The 13,573-nt window shown below is 72.0% G+C and carries 14 protein-coding genes; 9 read left to right on the top strand and 5 right to left on the bottom strand.

Translation table 11 applies throughout. From position 1 onward, the window contains the following. Positions 1-53: 53 nt before the first annotated feature. From AB0E02_RS26410 to AB0E02_RS26400, 3 genes are all read left to right on the top strand, one after another. Positions 54-1,049: an asparaginase gene (locus AB0E02_RS26410; protein ID WP_362143188.1), complete on the top strand. Its 996-nt coding sequence runs from the start codon at positions 54-56 to the stop codon at positions 1,047-1,049. A gap of 366 nt (positions 1,050-1,415) precedes the next feature. Continuing rightward, the gene (locus AB0E02_RS26405) at positions 1,416-1,847 is read left to right on the top strand and encodes an ankyrin repeat domain-containing protein (RefSeq protein ID WP_265361589.1); all 432 of its coding nucleotides are present in this window, start codon (positions 1,416-1,418) and stop codon (positions 1,845-1,847) included. 299 nt (positions 1,848-2,146) lie between these two features. Continuing rightward, positions 2,147-2,713: an NAD(P)H-dependent oxidoreductase gene (locus AB0E02_RS26400; RefSeq protein ID WP_362143186.1), complete on the top strand. Its 567-nt coding sequence runs from the start codon at positions 2,147-2,149 to the stop codon at positions 2,711-2,713. Between the two features lie 236 nt (positions 2,714-2,949). Here the strand turns inward: AB0E02_RS26400 and AB0E02_RS26395 are convergent, their stop codons facing one another. Next, a complete protein-coding gene (locus AB0E02_RS26395; RefSeq protein WP_362143184.1) occupies positions 2,950-3,537 on the bottom strand; it encodes a TetR family transcriptional regulator in 588 nt (195 codons plus the stop codon). Between the two features lie 171 nt (positions 3,538-3,708). Between AB0E02_RS26395 and AB0E02_RS26390 the strand changes: the two genes are divergently transcribed. Both AB0E02_RS26390 and AB0E02_RS26385 read left to right on the top strand, forming a co-directional pair. Next, on the top strand, positions 3,709-4,122 hold the full coding sequence (locus AB0E02_RS26390) for a VOC family protein (protein WP_362143182.1): 414 nt from the start codon (positions 3,709-3,711) through the stop codon (positions 4,120-4,122). Between the two features lie 212 nt (positions 4,123-4,334). Then, positions 4,335-4,688 (top strand): helix-turn-helix domain-containing protein, encoded by a 354-nt coding sequence (locus AB0E02_RS26385; RefSeq protein WP_362143180.1) that lies wholly within the window; start codon positions 4,335-4,337, stop codon positions 4,686-4,688. Positions 4,689-4,831: 143 nt separating this feature from the next. On the opposite strand, the gene AB0E02_RS26380 is transcribed toward AB0E02_RS26385, so the two are convergent. Beyond that, positions 4,832-5,854: a class I SAM-dependent methyltransferase gene (locus AB0E02_RS26380; protein ID WP_362143178.1), complete on the bottom strand. Its 1,023-nt coding sequence runs from the start codon at positions 5,852-5,854 to the stop codon at positions 4,832-4,834. A gap of 222 nt (positions 5,855-6,076) precedes the next feature. After that, complete coding sequence (locus AB0E02_RS26375; RefSeq protein ID WP_362143176.1) at positions 6,077-6,511, bottom strand: VOC family protein; 435 nt, start codon at positions 6,509-6,511, stop codon at positions 6,077-6,079. A 296-nt stretch (positions 6,512-6,807) separates the two neighbouring features. Between AB0E02_RS26375 and AB0E02_RS26370 the strand changes: the two genes are divergently transcribed. Both AB0E02_RS26370 and AB0E02_RS26365 read left to right on the top strand, forming a co-directional pair. Further along, on the top strand, positions 6,808-7,410 hold the full coding sequence (locus tag AB0E02_RS26370; protein WP_362143230.1) for a helix-turn-helix domain-containing protein: 603 nt from the start codon (positions 6,808-6,810) through the stop codon (positions 7,408-7,410). 627 nt (positions 7,411-8,037) lie between these two features. Beyond that, positions 8,038-8,412 (top strand): VOC family protein, encoded by a 375-nt coding sequence (locus tag AB0E02_RS26365; protein WP_362143174.1) that lies wholly within the window; start codon positions 8,038-8,040, stop codon positions 8,410-8,412. Between the two features lie 130 nt (positions 8,413-8,542). On the opposite strand, the gene AB0E02_RS26360 is transcribed toward AB0E02_RS26365, so the two are convergent. Beyond that, complete coding sequence (locus tag AB0E02_RS26360; RefSeq protein WP_362143172.1) at positions 8,543-9,535, bottom strand: aldo/keto reductase; 993 nt, start codon at positions 9,533-9,535, stop codon at positions 8,543-8,545. A gap of 645 nt (positions 9,536-10,180) precedes the next feature. On the opposite strand from AB0E02_RS26360, the gene AB0E02_RS26355 reads away from it, so the two are divergent. Beyond that, positions 10,181-11,020: a putative protein N(5)-glutamine methyltransferase gene (locus tag AB0E02_RS26355; protein ID WP_362143228.1), complete on the top strand. Its 840-nt coding sequence runs from the start codon at positions 10,181-10,183 to the stop codon at positions 11,018-11,020. Positions 11,021-11,307: 287 nt separating this feature from the next. After that, positions 11,308-12,108, top strand: coding sequence for a maleylpyruvate isomerase family mycothiol-dependent enzyme (locus AB0E02_RS26350; RefSeq protein WP_362143170.1), 801 nt, complete (start codon positions 11,308-11,310; stop codon positions 12,106-12,108). Between the two features lie 65 nt (positions 12,109-12,173). Here AB0E02_RS26350 and AB0E02_RS26345 read toward each other — a convergent pair whose 3' ends face one another. Next, positions 12,174-13,394, bottom strand: a complete 1,221-nt coding sequence (locus tag AB0E02_RS26345) for a cytochrome P450 (protein ID WP_362143168.1) — start codon at positions 13,392-13,394, stop codon at positions 12,174-12,176. Positions 13,395-13,573: the final 179 nt, after the last annotated feature.

Genomic DNA, 13,573 nt, shown 5'->3' with positions numbered 1-13,573 from the left:
CCACAAGCCTTCCGGACGCGGGTCGCCCCCCGTCCCCGTCCGGAAGGCCGCCGATGACCTCGTCCTCGCCCCACCCGATATCCGTGCCGACCCCGCGTTCCGCGGAGGCCGTCTCCCCCGTCCTCGCCGAGGTCGTGCGCTCCGGTTTCGTCGAGGGCCGGCACCGCGGCTCGCTGGTGGTGCTGGCGGCGGACGGCAGTGTCGAGACGGCGCTGGGCGATGTGGCGGCGCCGGTCTTCCCGCGTTCCACGAACAAGCCGATGCAGGCCGCGGCCGTACTGCGGGCCGGCCTTGAGCTGTCCGGCGAGCGGCTGGCACTGGCCGCCGCGAGCCACTCCGGCGAGGCCTTCCACCTCGATCTCGTCCGGACCATGCTGGCCGAGCACGGGCTGACCGCCGACCAGCTCCAGACGCCGCCCGACCTGCCGCTGGACCCGGAGGAGGCGGAGTCGTACCTCGCCGCGGGCCAGGTCCGCGACCGGCTGGCCATGAACTGCTCGGGCAAGCACACCGCGATGCTCGCCGCCTCGGCGCGCAACGGCTGGCCGCTGGCCTCGTACCTGGACCCGGCGCATCCGCTGCAGCAGCTGGTGACCGAGGCCGTGCGCGGCGCGAGCGGCGAGGACGTCGCGCACGTCGGTACGGACGGCTGCGGCGCCCCGCTGCTCTCGCTCTCCCTGACCGGCCTGGCCCGTTCGTTCCGGCACTTCGTACTGGCGGACCCGGGCACGCCGGAGCGGCTGGTGGCGGACGCGATGCGCGCCCACCCGGAGTACGTCGCCGGCACCCGCCGCCCCGACACCTGGCTGATGCAGGAGCTGCCCGGCACGCTGTCGAAGATGGGCGCCGAGGCGGTCCAGGCGGTGGCCCTGCCGGACGGCCGGGCGCTGGCGTTCAAGATCGACGACGGTGCCGGTCGCGCCCTCGGCCCGGTCCTCGCCCGCACCCTCCGCCTGATGGGCGTCGACGCGCCGGTGCTGTCCCGTCTGGCGGAGGTCCCGCTGCTGGGCGGCGGGGTCCGGGTGGGCGAGATCCGCGCGGCGTTCTGACGCAACGGGCTGCGGCGGCGTTCTTACGTATCGGGCTGAGGTGGCGTTCTCACGTGACGGGCTGAGGTGGCGTTCTCACGTGACGGGCTGAGGCGGTGCGTTCCGAGGAAGTGGGCTGATGTGGCGTGCCGGTGCCGACTCCGCTGGGGTTGGCGCCGGCGCCGGGTGCGCTGGCGCTGCCGGAAGGGCGGTGGCCTGCATAAAGTGGCGATGACGGTGCAGGAAACAAGTGCACGCAGGTACCGCACAGGTATCAAGGACGTACCGCGCAGGTACCACGCAGTACCACGGTGCCGCACACTCGTCCCGCACTGACATGCACGTAACACCCACGACAACACCCACGACAGCAGGAGGCCGGCGACCATGAGCGACGCGAATCCCCAGCCGCAGGGGCCCGAGTCGATCGAGCATGCGCATGACCCCGAGGTACTGCAGCTCGCGTCCAAGGTGTTCGACCTGGCGCGGCACGGAGACACCGACACCGTCGCCGCGTACGTGGACGCCGGCGTGCCCGCCAACCTGACGAACGACAAGGGCGACTCGCTCGTGATGCTGGCGGCGTACCACGGCCACCCGGCGACGGTGGAGGCGCTGCTGCAGCGCGACGCCGACCCCGACCGCCCCAACGACCGCGGCCAGACGCCGCTGGCCGGTGCGGTGTTCAAGGGCGACGACGAGGTCGTCAAGGTGCTGATGGCGCACGGGGCCGACCCCTCGGCGGGCGCGCCGTCGGCGATCGAGACGGCGCAGATGTTCCAGAAGACGGAGCTGCTGAAGCTGTTCGGCGTGGAGTGATCGGCGTGGAGTGATCGGGGTCGAGTTACTGGCGTCGAGCGATCGGCGTGGAGTGATCCGTCGGGCGAGCTCTCCGTGGCGGCGGCCCCTGTAGCAGCGGTCCCGTAGCGCCGGCCTCCGTGGCGACGGTCCCGTAGCGCTGACCTCCGTGGCGACGGTCCCGTAGCGCCGGCCTCCGTGGCGGCGGTCCTGGGGCGCGCTTGACCTCAACTTTGCTTGAGGTCTTAGCGTCGGGTCCCGACGGCGAGCCCGCCGTCCACCACCCCGGCCGCCCGGCCACCCCGCCACGGAGGACCCGCATGTCCGAGCACACCTACCGCCTCGCAGTCATCGTCGCCAGCACCCGGGAGGGCCGGTTCGCGCCCGTCATCGCGAACTGGTTCACCCGGCAGGCGGAGACCCGCGCCCATGTCGACCTCGACGTGATCGATCTGGCCGAGATCCGCCCGTACGAGCTGCGGCACGGCAGCGAGGAGTACGAGTCCTTCGCCAAGCGCGTGGAGGAGGCGGACGCGTTCGTGGTGATCACCCCCGAGTACAACCACTCCTTCCCGGCCCCGCTGAAGCACGCCATCGACCTGCTGTTCCCGCAGTGGCAGGCCAAGCCGGTCGGCTTCGTCTCGTACGGCGGGATCTCCGGCGGCCTCCGTGCCGTCGAGCAACTGCGGCTGGTCTTCGCCGAGTTGCACGCGACGACGGTGCGCGAAACGGTGAGCTTCGCGCTGGCCGGCAACCTCTTCGACGACGAGGGCCGGCTGCACGACCCGGCCCCCGCCGAAAAGGCCGCCGGCGCCCTGCTCGGCCAGCTGGAGTGGTGGGCCCTGGCCCTCCGCCAGGCCCGCACGGCCCGCCCTTACGGGGGCTAGGCCGCACCCCCGGGGAGGCCGGGCCGCGCCCCTACGGGACTTGGTGCGCACCGCCGGGCGCACCCTTACGGGGGCTCGGGGCGCACCCTTACGGGGACGCAGGGCGCACCCTCACGGGGGTAGGGCGCGCCCTTACGGGCTGAGGGCCAGCTTGGTGGCCTCCGATATTCGGGCTCGGGGGCGGACCCCGCCATTCGGGGTTACTTGGCTATTAGGGGTTACTCGGCCATTCGGGGTTACTCGGACTTCCCCGCCGGCCCGATCGCGCGGTCGACGAGTGCCGCGATCAGCCCGTCGGTCTCCTCGACGGGCACCACACCGGGCAGGGTGAGCTGCTCCAGCATCAGCCCGGTCATGGCGAGATACATCAGCGTCACGGCGGTCGGGTCGCCGGGCAGTCCGTTCTCCAGATGGAAGCTGAGGTTCTCGTCGAACGTCGCCCGCATGACCCGGGTCAGCTCGGCCCGCAGCTCGGGGCGGCGGGTCGCCTCCAGCCGCAGCTCCAGCATCGCCAGATAGCCGGTGCGGTTCTCGGTCACCCGGCGGTTGATCCACCGCATCAGCTCAACCACCAGCGCCCGGTTGCGCGGCGCTGCCATCACCTCGGCGACCTCGTCCGGGTCGGGCGCGATCCGCTGGTGGATCTGCCCGGTGACCTGGGCCAGCAGATCGTCCCTGCTGGTGAAGTAGTTGGACGCGGTGCCACCGGGCACCTCCGCGGCCGCGTCGACGGCCCGGAAGGTGAGCCCGCGCGCACCGTCCCGCGCCAGCACCTCGATCGCGGCATCCACCAACGCCGCCCGCCGCTCCGGATTACGCACCATCTCGCCCACCTCGCACTTTGCCGACCTAATTTTCAAAAAGGCTTGCAACCACTACACCCAGAGTACTACAACTGGAGTCGTTGCACCGGTGGGTGGTGGCCGTGACCGCCCCGATCCGGTGGCACACCACCGCGCCGCCGGACCGCCCGGTCGCGCCCGGAGAGGATCCTTATGCGCTTCGCCAAGTTCGGCACCGCCCTGCTCACCGACGACGTCGCGGCCAGCACCCGCTTCTACGTCGACCACTTCGGCTTCCAGCCACTCGTCGAGCTCGACTGGTACGCCAGCCTCCAGCACCCCCAACACCCCGACTGCGCCCTGGACTTCACCCTGCGCGGGCACGAGGCCATGCCGCCGGACTTCCGCCACCAGAAGACCGCCGGCGCCCTCCTCGGCTTCCTGGTGGAGGACGCCGCGGCCGAGGAGGCCGCCCTGCGCGACAAGGGGGTGCCGATCGCCGTACCGCTGCGCGACGAGCCCTGGGGGCAGCGCCGCTTCAACGTCTGGGCCCCCGAGGGCACCCTGATCGAGGTCCTCCAGACCATCGACCCGGACCCGGAGTGGATGGCCGCCCAGGGCCTGTGAGGGCGTACCGACCGTCACCCGCCCCAACCGCCTCCCGGCCCTGGATACTTGCTCCGGCGAGAGGAGCGCGTCAGAACGCATCAGGGCCCCTCGTAACCCGTCGGGACCCGCCGTAGCCCGTCGGGCCCAGCCGGGACCCGTCGGACCCCGCCACGACGCGCAAGAACTCGCCGGAACTCGTCAGAACGCCATCAGGGGGAGCCGGGCCGGTCATGAGCACACGCAACAAGCCGTACGAATGTGGGCTGGACGCCGCGGTGGACGTCATCGGCGGCAAATGGAAGGTGTTGCTGTTGTGGGCGCTGGCCGAGCGCCCCCATCGGTTCGGCGAACTGCGCCGCGGTCTGCCGAAGATCACCGAGAAGGTCCTGACCCAGCAGCTGCGCGAGCTGGAGGCCGACGGCATCGTGCACCGCGAGACTTTCCCCGAGGTGCCGCCGAGGGTCGAATACTCCCTCACCGAGGCCGGCCGCTCCCTCAACGAGGCCCTCGCCCCCCTCGGCGCCTGGGGCACCGCCCACATGCCCCACTTGGAGGCCACTTACGGTCAACGGCATCCGGGGTAGGGGGTGGGGAGGTGGGGTGTTGTGGCGTTGGCGTGTTGGGGCGTTGGGGCCATGGCGGTTGGGGCGTTGGGGGGTTTGGGCCTCGGGGGTTGGGGCCTTGGGGCGGCACCCCGCACCGCACGTCACTACGCACCTCCCCGTGACTACGCCCCCCGCACCGCCGTGGCGATATGCACCCGCATCGCCGTGGCGATATGCACCCGCATCGCGCAGGGGATCCGGCCGTCCGGCAGGGCCAGGGACGCCGCCTCCCGCTCAAAACGGGTCCGTAGGTCCGCGGTGACGGCGGGGTCGAGCGGCCCCAGATCGTAGAAGCCGCCCATGGTCGCCCAGACACGCTCCGGTGGTCCGGTCAGATCGATCCGTACGGTCTCCCAGCGCACGGGCCCGAATCCGGCCGGGCCGAACACCGCGTCGAACCCCTCACGGTTCCGCAGCCGTCGGTCGCCGAGCGAGGGAATTCGCTGGTCGGCGGGTGCGGCCGCGAACAGCGGCCGCGCCACTCGCAGGAACGCCGTATACGCCTCACCCCCGGCCGCTCCGCCACCCAAGGCGACCGCCAGCGTGCCGCCGGGCGCGAGCACCCGTGCCACCTCGGCCGCGACCTGCTCGATGTCGCCCATCAGCATCAGCGCCATATGGGACACACAGCCGTCGAAGCGGCCGTCCTCGAAGGGGAGTTGCTGAGCCCGCCCGGCCCTCAGGTCGGCGCGGGCGAGACCGGGGCGGCGGCGGGCCAACGCCAACTCCTCAGCGGCCAGGTCAAGTCCGGCCAGCTCTCGGTCGGCCGGCGCCCGGTCGGCCAGCTCTCCGTCGGTCAGTGCCCGGTCGGTCCGCTCTCGATCGGTCAGCGCCCGGTCGGCCAGCTCTCCGTCGGTCAGTGCCCGGTCGGTCCGCTCTCGATCGGTCAGCGCCCGGTCGGCCAGCTCTCGGTCGGCCAGCGCCCGGTCGGTCCGCCGTCCCCGCTCGGCGAGGAGTTCGAGCAACAGACCGTCACCGCACCCGAGATCCAGCACCCGGTCGCAGGCCGCCACCCGGTCCCGGAGGATCTCGTAACTCGACCGTCCGTCCTCGGCCCGTCCGTGCGCCATCGCCCGTACCGTCACCGCGGGGTGCGCCGCGTGGAACGCCCGCAGAAATGCTTCCTGCTCCCGAACCGTCGCCATCCCCCGATCGTAGACACGACTTCGGGTGGGGGGAGGCGGGCCGAAGTGCGGCGTGAAGGACGGGGCGAAGGGCGGTGCGAGACCCGGGCGCAGCCGCGGCGTGGGGATGGGGCGGTGGGATGGTGGGTGGGTTGCGGGGGTTGGGATGGCGCGTTGGGATGGGGGCCGAACCCGCCCAGCATCCTGGCCGCCCGTGGGCCCCTGCCCGTTACCGGTGGGCCCCTACCCGTCGCCGGCAGGTCCCTGCCCGCCGCCGGTGGGCCCCTCCTGCAATGACCAGCCGTTGCCGTCGGGGTCGGTGAAGTAGACGAACGAGTTCCACGTCCCGCCGGGCCCGTCGGCCAGCGCGCCGTCCTCGACGTGCTGCACGGGGCTCGCCGCCACGCCCCGCTCGACCAACTGCGCCCGGGCCGCGGCAACATCGGACACCACCAGCTGGAGGCCCTGCACGGAACCGGGCCGCACGTCGGTGACCCCCGTACCCGCACCGATGACGATCGAGCACTCGGATCCAGGCGGCGTCAGCTGCACGATGCGCGCCTGGCCGCCGACCGAGACGTCATGGTCGACGGCGAAGCCCAGCTGCTCGCTGTAGAAGCGCTTGGCCCGCTCCACATCGGCCACCGGAACCGGCACCAGTTCGAGCTTCCAGTCCATGACACGCCGCCTTCCGCATGCGACGGCAAGAGCACCCGCACCAGCGCACTCCACGCCGGGGCACCCCGGCAAAATCCCACTCCGCAAACGGCAAGCCCCGCCGCAAGAAATCCGCACCGCGGCAAGAAATCCGCTGCAAGAAGTCTAAAGAGCGAACGGCGGCCATGCGCAGCGCGCGGCCCGGCGTGGGTGGTAGATGATTGACGGAGTGAGCACTCACTCCGTATTCTGGAGGCATGACCCCCCAACCTGCACGCCGGCGCGCACCCGGCATGAGTGTGGAACAGCGCCGGGCCATGATCGTGGCCGCCGCGCTGCCGCTGGTGGCGGAGTACGGCGCGGCCGTCACCACCAGCCAGATCGCCCGCGCGGCGGGCATCGGCGAGGCCACGATCTTCCGGGCCTTCAAGGACAAGGACGAGGTACTGGACGCCTGCGTCCGCGAGGCGGTCAGCACGGACCACGTCCTGCGCGAACTGGCCTCGGTCTCCCTGGACGAGCCGCTGGCCGCCCGGCTGACGGAAGCGGCCGAGGCGCTGCGCGCCCACATGGAGCGGATCGGTACGGTCGTCGGCGCCCTGCACGCCTCCGGCCACCTCCGCGGCCGCGGCCGCGAGCCCGGGACCGTCGCCCCGGAGACCGGGACCAAGCCGGACGGACCGCCGGAGGACCCACGGGCCCGGTCCGCCGCCGCGCTACGCCAAGCCGTCACCGAGCTGATCGAACCGGACCGGGACGCCTTCCGGCTGGCCCCCGAGAAGGTCGCCAGCGCCTTCCTGGGCCTCCTCTTCACCCGCCTCCCCACCCCCGTCTCAGAGGCCGACACCCCCCTCACCAGCGAGGAACTCATCGCCGTCCTCCTCCACGGCACCCTCACCCACCCCGGCAACGACACGTAACACCCCGACGCGCTGGCGCCCGCCCGCCCCGGCCAACGGGCCCCACCCGGCACACAATCGACGCACCGCCGCACCGCCGACGCACCGCCGGCCGCCAACGAGTCACCGCTGCGCCCCCGGCGACCACAAACCCGCGGAACGGGCGGCGCCGACGAACCCGTACGCACCCCGGCAGCACCTACGATCCGCCACGCCCCGGCTACGACGCCTAACCGCACGCACCCAGCAATGGCCCACCACCGGGGCCGGACACTGAGGCAAGCACCCCACGCCCGCACCCTGCACTCCGCACCCCGCACCCCGCACCCCGGCGACGAGGCATCACCCGCCCCACGAACGGCCAACCGCCGCGCCCGGGCAACGACACATCGCCACGGCCCCGTAGGCCCCACCCCCAGCCACGGCCGTGGCCGCGGCCACAACGAACGCCCGACGAGCAACCACGCCCAGCCGCGGCGAACGACCACGCCCCACACCGACAAACGGCCGCGCCCGGCAACGCCGAAGGATCACGCCCGGCAGCGACAAGCAACCGTGCCCGACACCGACGAGCAACCGCGGTCACTCGTCATGCCCGGCACCGACGAGCGACCGCGGTCGCCCGACCTCGACCCTCAGGAGTCCCACATGCCCGTGACCCTCAACCACACCATCGTTCCGGCCATCGATCACCGGGCGGCTGCTCGGTTCTTTGCGCAGGTCATGGGGCTGGCGGAGCTTCCGCCGGCCGGGCGGCTGGGGCATTTCGCGCCGGTTCGGGTCAATGAGACCCTCACCCTCGACTTCATGACCGTGCCGGACGCCGAAGGCCACCATCTCGCCTTCGACGTGGATCCCGAGACCTTCGACGGGATCCTCTCCCGCATCGAGGCGGCCGGCATTCCCTACGGCAACGGCCCCGCCACCCCGGACAACTGCCGCACCGACCACCCGCTGTGCCCCCGCGGCCTGTTCTTCACCGACGACTCCGGCAACCTCTACGAGGTGATGTCGCCAGCGTAGACAGTAGACAGGTAGACAGAGGGCGGACCCAGCCGACGCAACCAACCGGCGGAACCAGCCGACGCAACCAGCCGGCGGAACCAGCGGCGGAACCAGCCTGCGGAGCCGGGCCGGGCCCGCCCGCGGCCGGTCAGCCGTCGACGAAGCTCAGGCTCACCTCGTCGTACCGGGTTCCGGCGACCTGGTTGGCCGGGGCCGCGGCGTCGATGGCGGCGAGGTCCTCGGCGGACAGCTCGATGGCGAGCGCCCCGATGTTCTCCTCCAGGTACTTCTGCCGGCGGGTGCCGGGGATCGGCACCACGTCGTCCCCGCGGTACTGCACCCAGGCCAGCGCGAGCTGTCCGGCAGTGACTCCCTTCTGCGCGGCGAGTTCGTTCAGCTTCTCGACGATGGCCAGGTTGTGTTCCAGGTTGCCGTCGGCGAACCGCGGCTGGGTGCGGCGCACGTCCGACTCGGCCAGCCCCTCGACGCTGGTGTAGCGCCCCGTCAGGAACCCGCGTCCCAGCGGCGAGAAGGGCACCAGACCGATCCCGAGCTCCCGGCAGACCGGCGCGACCTCCTGCTCCAGATCCCGGGTCCACAGCGACCACTCACTCTGCAGCGCGGCGATCGGGTGCACCGCATGCGCCCGGCGCAGCGTCGCCGCGCTCGCCTCGGACAGTCCGAGGTGACGCACCTTGCCTGCCGCGACGAGCTCGGCCATCGCCCCGACGGTTTCCTCGATCGGCACCTGGGGATCGACCCGGTGCTGGTAGTAGAGGTCGATGTGGTCGACCCCGAGGCGGCGCAGCGACGCGTCGCATGCCTGCCGTACGTATGCCGCGTCGCCCCGGATCGCGGTCGGCTCGCCGAGCCGGTTGGCGAACCCGAACTTCGTCGCCAGCACGACCTCGTCCCGCCGTCCGGCGATGGCCCGGCCGATCAACTCCTCGTTGTGCCCGGCGCCGTAGAAATCGGAGGTGTCCAGGAAGGTGACGCCGAGGTCGAGCGCCCGGTTTACGGTAGCGATCGACTGCGCGTCGTCCGACTGCCCGTAGCCGTGGCTCATCCCCATGCAGCCGAGGCCCTGCGCGGATACCTCCAGCTCACCGAGCTTGCGCGGCGGAATGGTCGTCGTGGTCATGGTGCTGGTACCTCCTGGACGGGCTTCGGGCTGGTCGTACAAGCAATCCCGTCTGGACGGTAGGAGTTGGAGTGCGCTCCAAGTCAACACGGTGCTGCGCCGGCGGCATCGATCTGGGTCGCGGGACCGGGGCGCGGGCCAGTTCGCGGGACCAGGCCGGTGCCAGCGCCTCGTGGCAGGCAAGGTGCGTCATGTCAGGGGCGTCGCGTCAGGGGCGCCGCGTCCAGGTCGCGGTGTTCCAGGCGCAGCGGCAGGGGCGCGGCGTCGACTCAGTGCGGGACTGGCCTGAAAATCAGTTCGGACGGGTGACATCCGCTCACACGCCGTCAGGTACTCTGTGCCGTCCCAGTAGTGGAGTGACCGAGGAGGTGAGACCGATACCCCGCCAGTTCAGGCAGGCGCGCCCGTCTCCCGTCCGCGTGGTCCACCGCCTCAGGTGACCTTCCGGCACAGGTGAGCCGGGCCCGCCTCGGCGCCCCGAAAGGCTCACCACTCATGCCGTCACAGCATCTGTCACGACCCTCAGGCCCTTCAGATACTTCCGGTCCTTCAGGCACTTCGGCCCCTTCGGCCCCTTCATACCCTTCAGGCCCTTCAGGCTCCTCTGGCCCATCAGGCCACTCACGCACTTTGTCAGCACCCTCCCTGCGCCCGGGCCCCTCCTCACAAGGCGCGTGTCGCGGTCCGGCATCGGAGGTCGTCGCCAGGCTGCGTGCTGCCGGCTGTGTCTTCGCCGAGGACGAGGCGGCGCTGCTGTGCGACACCGCCCGTACGCCCGAGGAGCTCGCCGCCATGGTGGAACGTCGCGCCCTCGGCCGGCCCCTGGAACACGTCCTGGGCTGGGCGGAGTTCTGCGGGCTGCGGATCGCCGTCGACCCCGGTGTCTTCGTGCCGCGTCGCCGTACGGAGTTCCTCGTGGAGCAGGCGCTCGGCCTGCGGCGCCCGTCCGGCGGCCTGGAGCCCGGGGCGCGTCGGCGGCCCACCGTGGTCGTCGATCTGTGCTGCGGCTCCGGAGCGGTGGGCGCCGCGCTGGCCGCCGGTCTGGAGCGGGTCGAGCTGTACGCGGCCGATGTCGAGCCCGCCGCGGTGCGCTGTGCCCGCCGCAACGTCGGGCCCGTTGGCGGCGAGGTCTATGAGGGCGACCTCTTCGGCCCGCTGCCACCGGGGCTCCGCGGCCGCGTCGACGTCCTGGTGGCCAACGTGCCCTACGTACCGACCGAAGAGGTGGCGCTGTTGCCTGCGGAGGCCCGTGAGTACGAGCCGCTGGTGGCGCTCGACGGCGGGGAGGAGGGGCTCGATGTGCTGCGCCGGGTGACCGGGGCCGCCCCGCAGTGGCTGGCGCCCGGCGGTCATCTGCTGGTCGAGACGAGCGAACGGCAGGCGCCGCGGGCCGTCGAGGCGTTCACCGGTGCGGGGCTGCGTCCGCGGATCGCCCGCTCGGAGGAGCTGTACGCCACGGTGATCGTCGGGGCGTGGCCGGGATAGCGCCGCACTGCTTGGCCCAGGGGCGGGGCCCTTCTGGTGGGAAATCAGGTGGGGGCCGGTCCGGTGGCGTCCTATCGTGGCGCCATGCCTCCTTCAATGGCTTGGATCGGTCCGAGGGCTTCGATCGGTCCGAGGGTTTGGATCGGTCCGAGGGCTTGGATCGATCCGATGACTTCGACCGGTCCGAAGGCTTGGATCGGTCCGAAGGCTTGGATCGGTCCGGTGATTCCGATCGGTCCGATGACTTCGATCGGTTCGATGGGATCGGGAGGGGTTCGATGGGGTCGATGAGTTATGAGCGCCGCTGTGGCGAAATCGTCGCTCAGACCGGCCTGTTGGTGTCCCACGTGGAGGGTGCGGAGTTGTCCGTCCCTGTCCCGGCCTGTCCGGGATGGAACCTCGGTCAGTTGCTGCGCCACCTCGGTGAAGCGCATCGCTGGGTGGAGACGATCGTCCGGACCCGGGCCACCGGGCCGGTCTCCGAGGAGCGGATCAACAATGTCTCCGACGCGACGGACCAGGATCCGGCCGAACTCGCCGCATGGCTCACCGAGGGTGCCGGGCAACTGGCGGACGCGCTGCGGACAGCGGGGCCGGAGGCCGCGGTGTGGACCGTGGCCCCCGGTGGCACGCCGGTGTTCTGGGCCCGCCGTATGACCCACGAAACGGTGGTGCACCGCGCGGACGCGGCGTTCGCCGTCGGAGCGGACTTCACCGTGGACGACGAGGTCGCCCTCGACGCCCTGGACGAGTGGATGAGCTTCGGCCACCTGCCCCCCGTATTCGAGACCAGGCCCGATCTGCCCGCCCTTCTGGCCGGCGGCCGGACCCTGTGCTTCCGGGCCACCGATACGGCGTCCGAGGCCGGCGCGGAATGGCTGGTCCGTCTGGGCGGCGACACGCTCGTCTCGCGCCGCGGCGGCGGCCCGGCCACCGTCACCGCCCAAGGGCCCCTCGCCGACCTGCTGCTGTTCGTCTACGGCCGGCGGTTCGCCCCCGGGAGCGCCGGTGGCGGCGTCGAGGTCCTCGGCGATGAGGCGCTGCTCGACGCCTGGCTCGACGCCACCAGTTTCTGGCTCAAGGAGTGAGCAGTGAGCAGCAGTGAGCCGGAAGACGGACCAGTGGCCGGCAACGGGCCGGGGCGGAAGGGGGCTCAGGCCTCGTCCCAGGTGACCGGGAGCCGGTGCACGCCGTAGATGTTCGAGGCGGTGCGCAGCGGTACGTCCTCCGGCGGAACGGCCAGTCGCAGCGTCGGGAACCGGGTGAGCAGCGCCGGGAAGGCGACCCGCATCTCGACGCGGGCCAGCTGCTGGCCCAGGCACTGGTGGCTGCCGTGGCCGAAGCCCAGGTGCCCGGTCGCCTTCCGGCGCAGGTCAAGGGTGTCGGGGGCGGGGAACCGCGCCGGGTCCCGGTTGGCGGCCTGGAGCGACAGGGTCACCGACTCACCCGCCCTGATCAGCTGCCCCGCCACCTCGACGTCCTCCAGGGCCGCACGGAGCCCCATGTCGGCGATGCTCAGATAGCGCATCAGCTCCTCCACGGCCCGGTCGGCGAGTTCCGGGTCCCCGCGCAGCGCGGCGAGCTGTTCCGGGTGGGACAGCAGGGCGAAGGTGCCGAGGGCGAGCATGTTGGCGGTGGTGTCGAGGCCGGCGCCCAGCAGGAAGGTGCCGATGCCGGCGAGTTCCTCGTCGCTGAGTTCGCCGCTCTGCGCCAGGTCGCCGAGCAGATCGTCGGTGGGCCGGTTCCGTTTGGCCACCACCAGCTCGTGCAGGATCTCCTGGATCGCCAGATAGGCCGTCGTCCGTTCCTCCTGGGTGACGCCGTGGTCGGTCACGAGGGCCGTATGGCGCTGGAAGACGTCGCGGTCGGCGGACGGCACCCCGAGGAGCTCGCAGATCATCAGCGCGGGAACGGGCTGCGCGAACGCCTCCACCAGGTCCAGCGGGCCGCCCCGGCGCTCCATGGCGTCCAGGTGCTCGGCGGTGATCTCCTCGACGCGGGCGGTGAGTTCGCGCATCCGGCGGACCGTGAACTTGCCCATCAGCAGCCGCCGGTAGCGGGTGTGCTCGGGTGCGTCGATCCCGGTGAGGTCGCCGACCGGGGCCGGGGGCAGCGACGGGGGCGCGCCCGGTATCGGCAGGTGCATGAGTTCGTAGCGGGCGCTGAAGCGCTGGTCGGCGAGGATCGCCCGGACCGCGGAGTGGCCGGTGGCCAGCCAGCCCTCGTGGCCGTCGGGGTAGCGCATCCGCCGCAGCGGCTGTTCTTCGCGCAGCCGGGCCAGTTCGGCGGGCGGGTCGAAGGGGCACCCGGTGGGGCGGGTCAGGGGCAGGTCGGTGACGGGGGCGGTGGGGGTGGTCGGCGGTTCGTTACGCATGGGGCTTCGTCCTCCTGTGGTGAGTGGTGGTGTGCCGTAACGGGTGGTGCGAGGCGGGGCGGTACACGGCGGTGCTCCGGGAGTTCTCGTGCGGTGCGGGGACGCGGGTGTCGTGGTGGGGGGCGTGGCGGTGGCGCGGCGGTGTCACGGCGGTGGCGTGGTGGGTCTCGCGGCGATGA

The sequence above is a fragment of the Streptomyces sp. NPDC048196 genome (genome assembly GCF_040652715.1).
Lineage (GTDB): Bacteria > Actinomycetota > Actinomycetes > Streptomycetales > Streptomycetaceae > Streptomyces > Streptomyces siderophoricus.
This window is presented reverse-complemented; position numbering and strand designations above follow the sequence as displayed.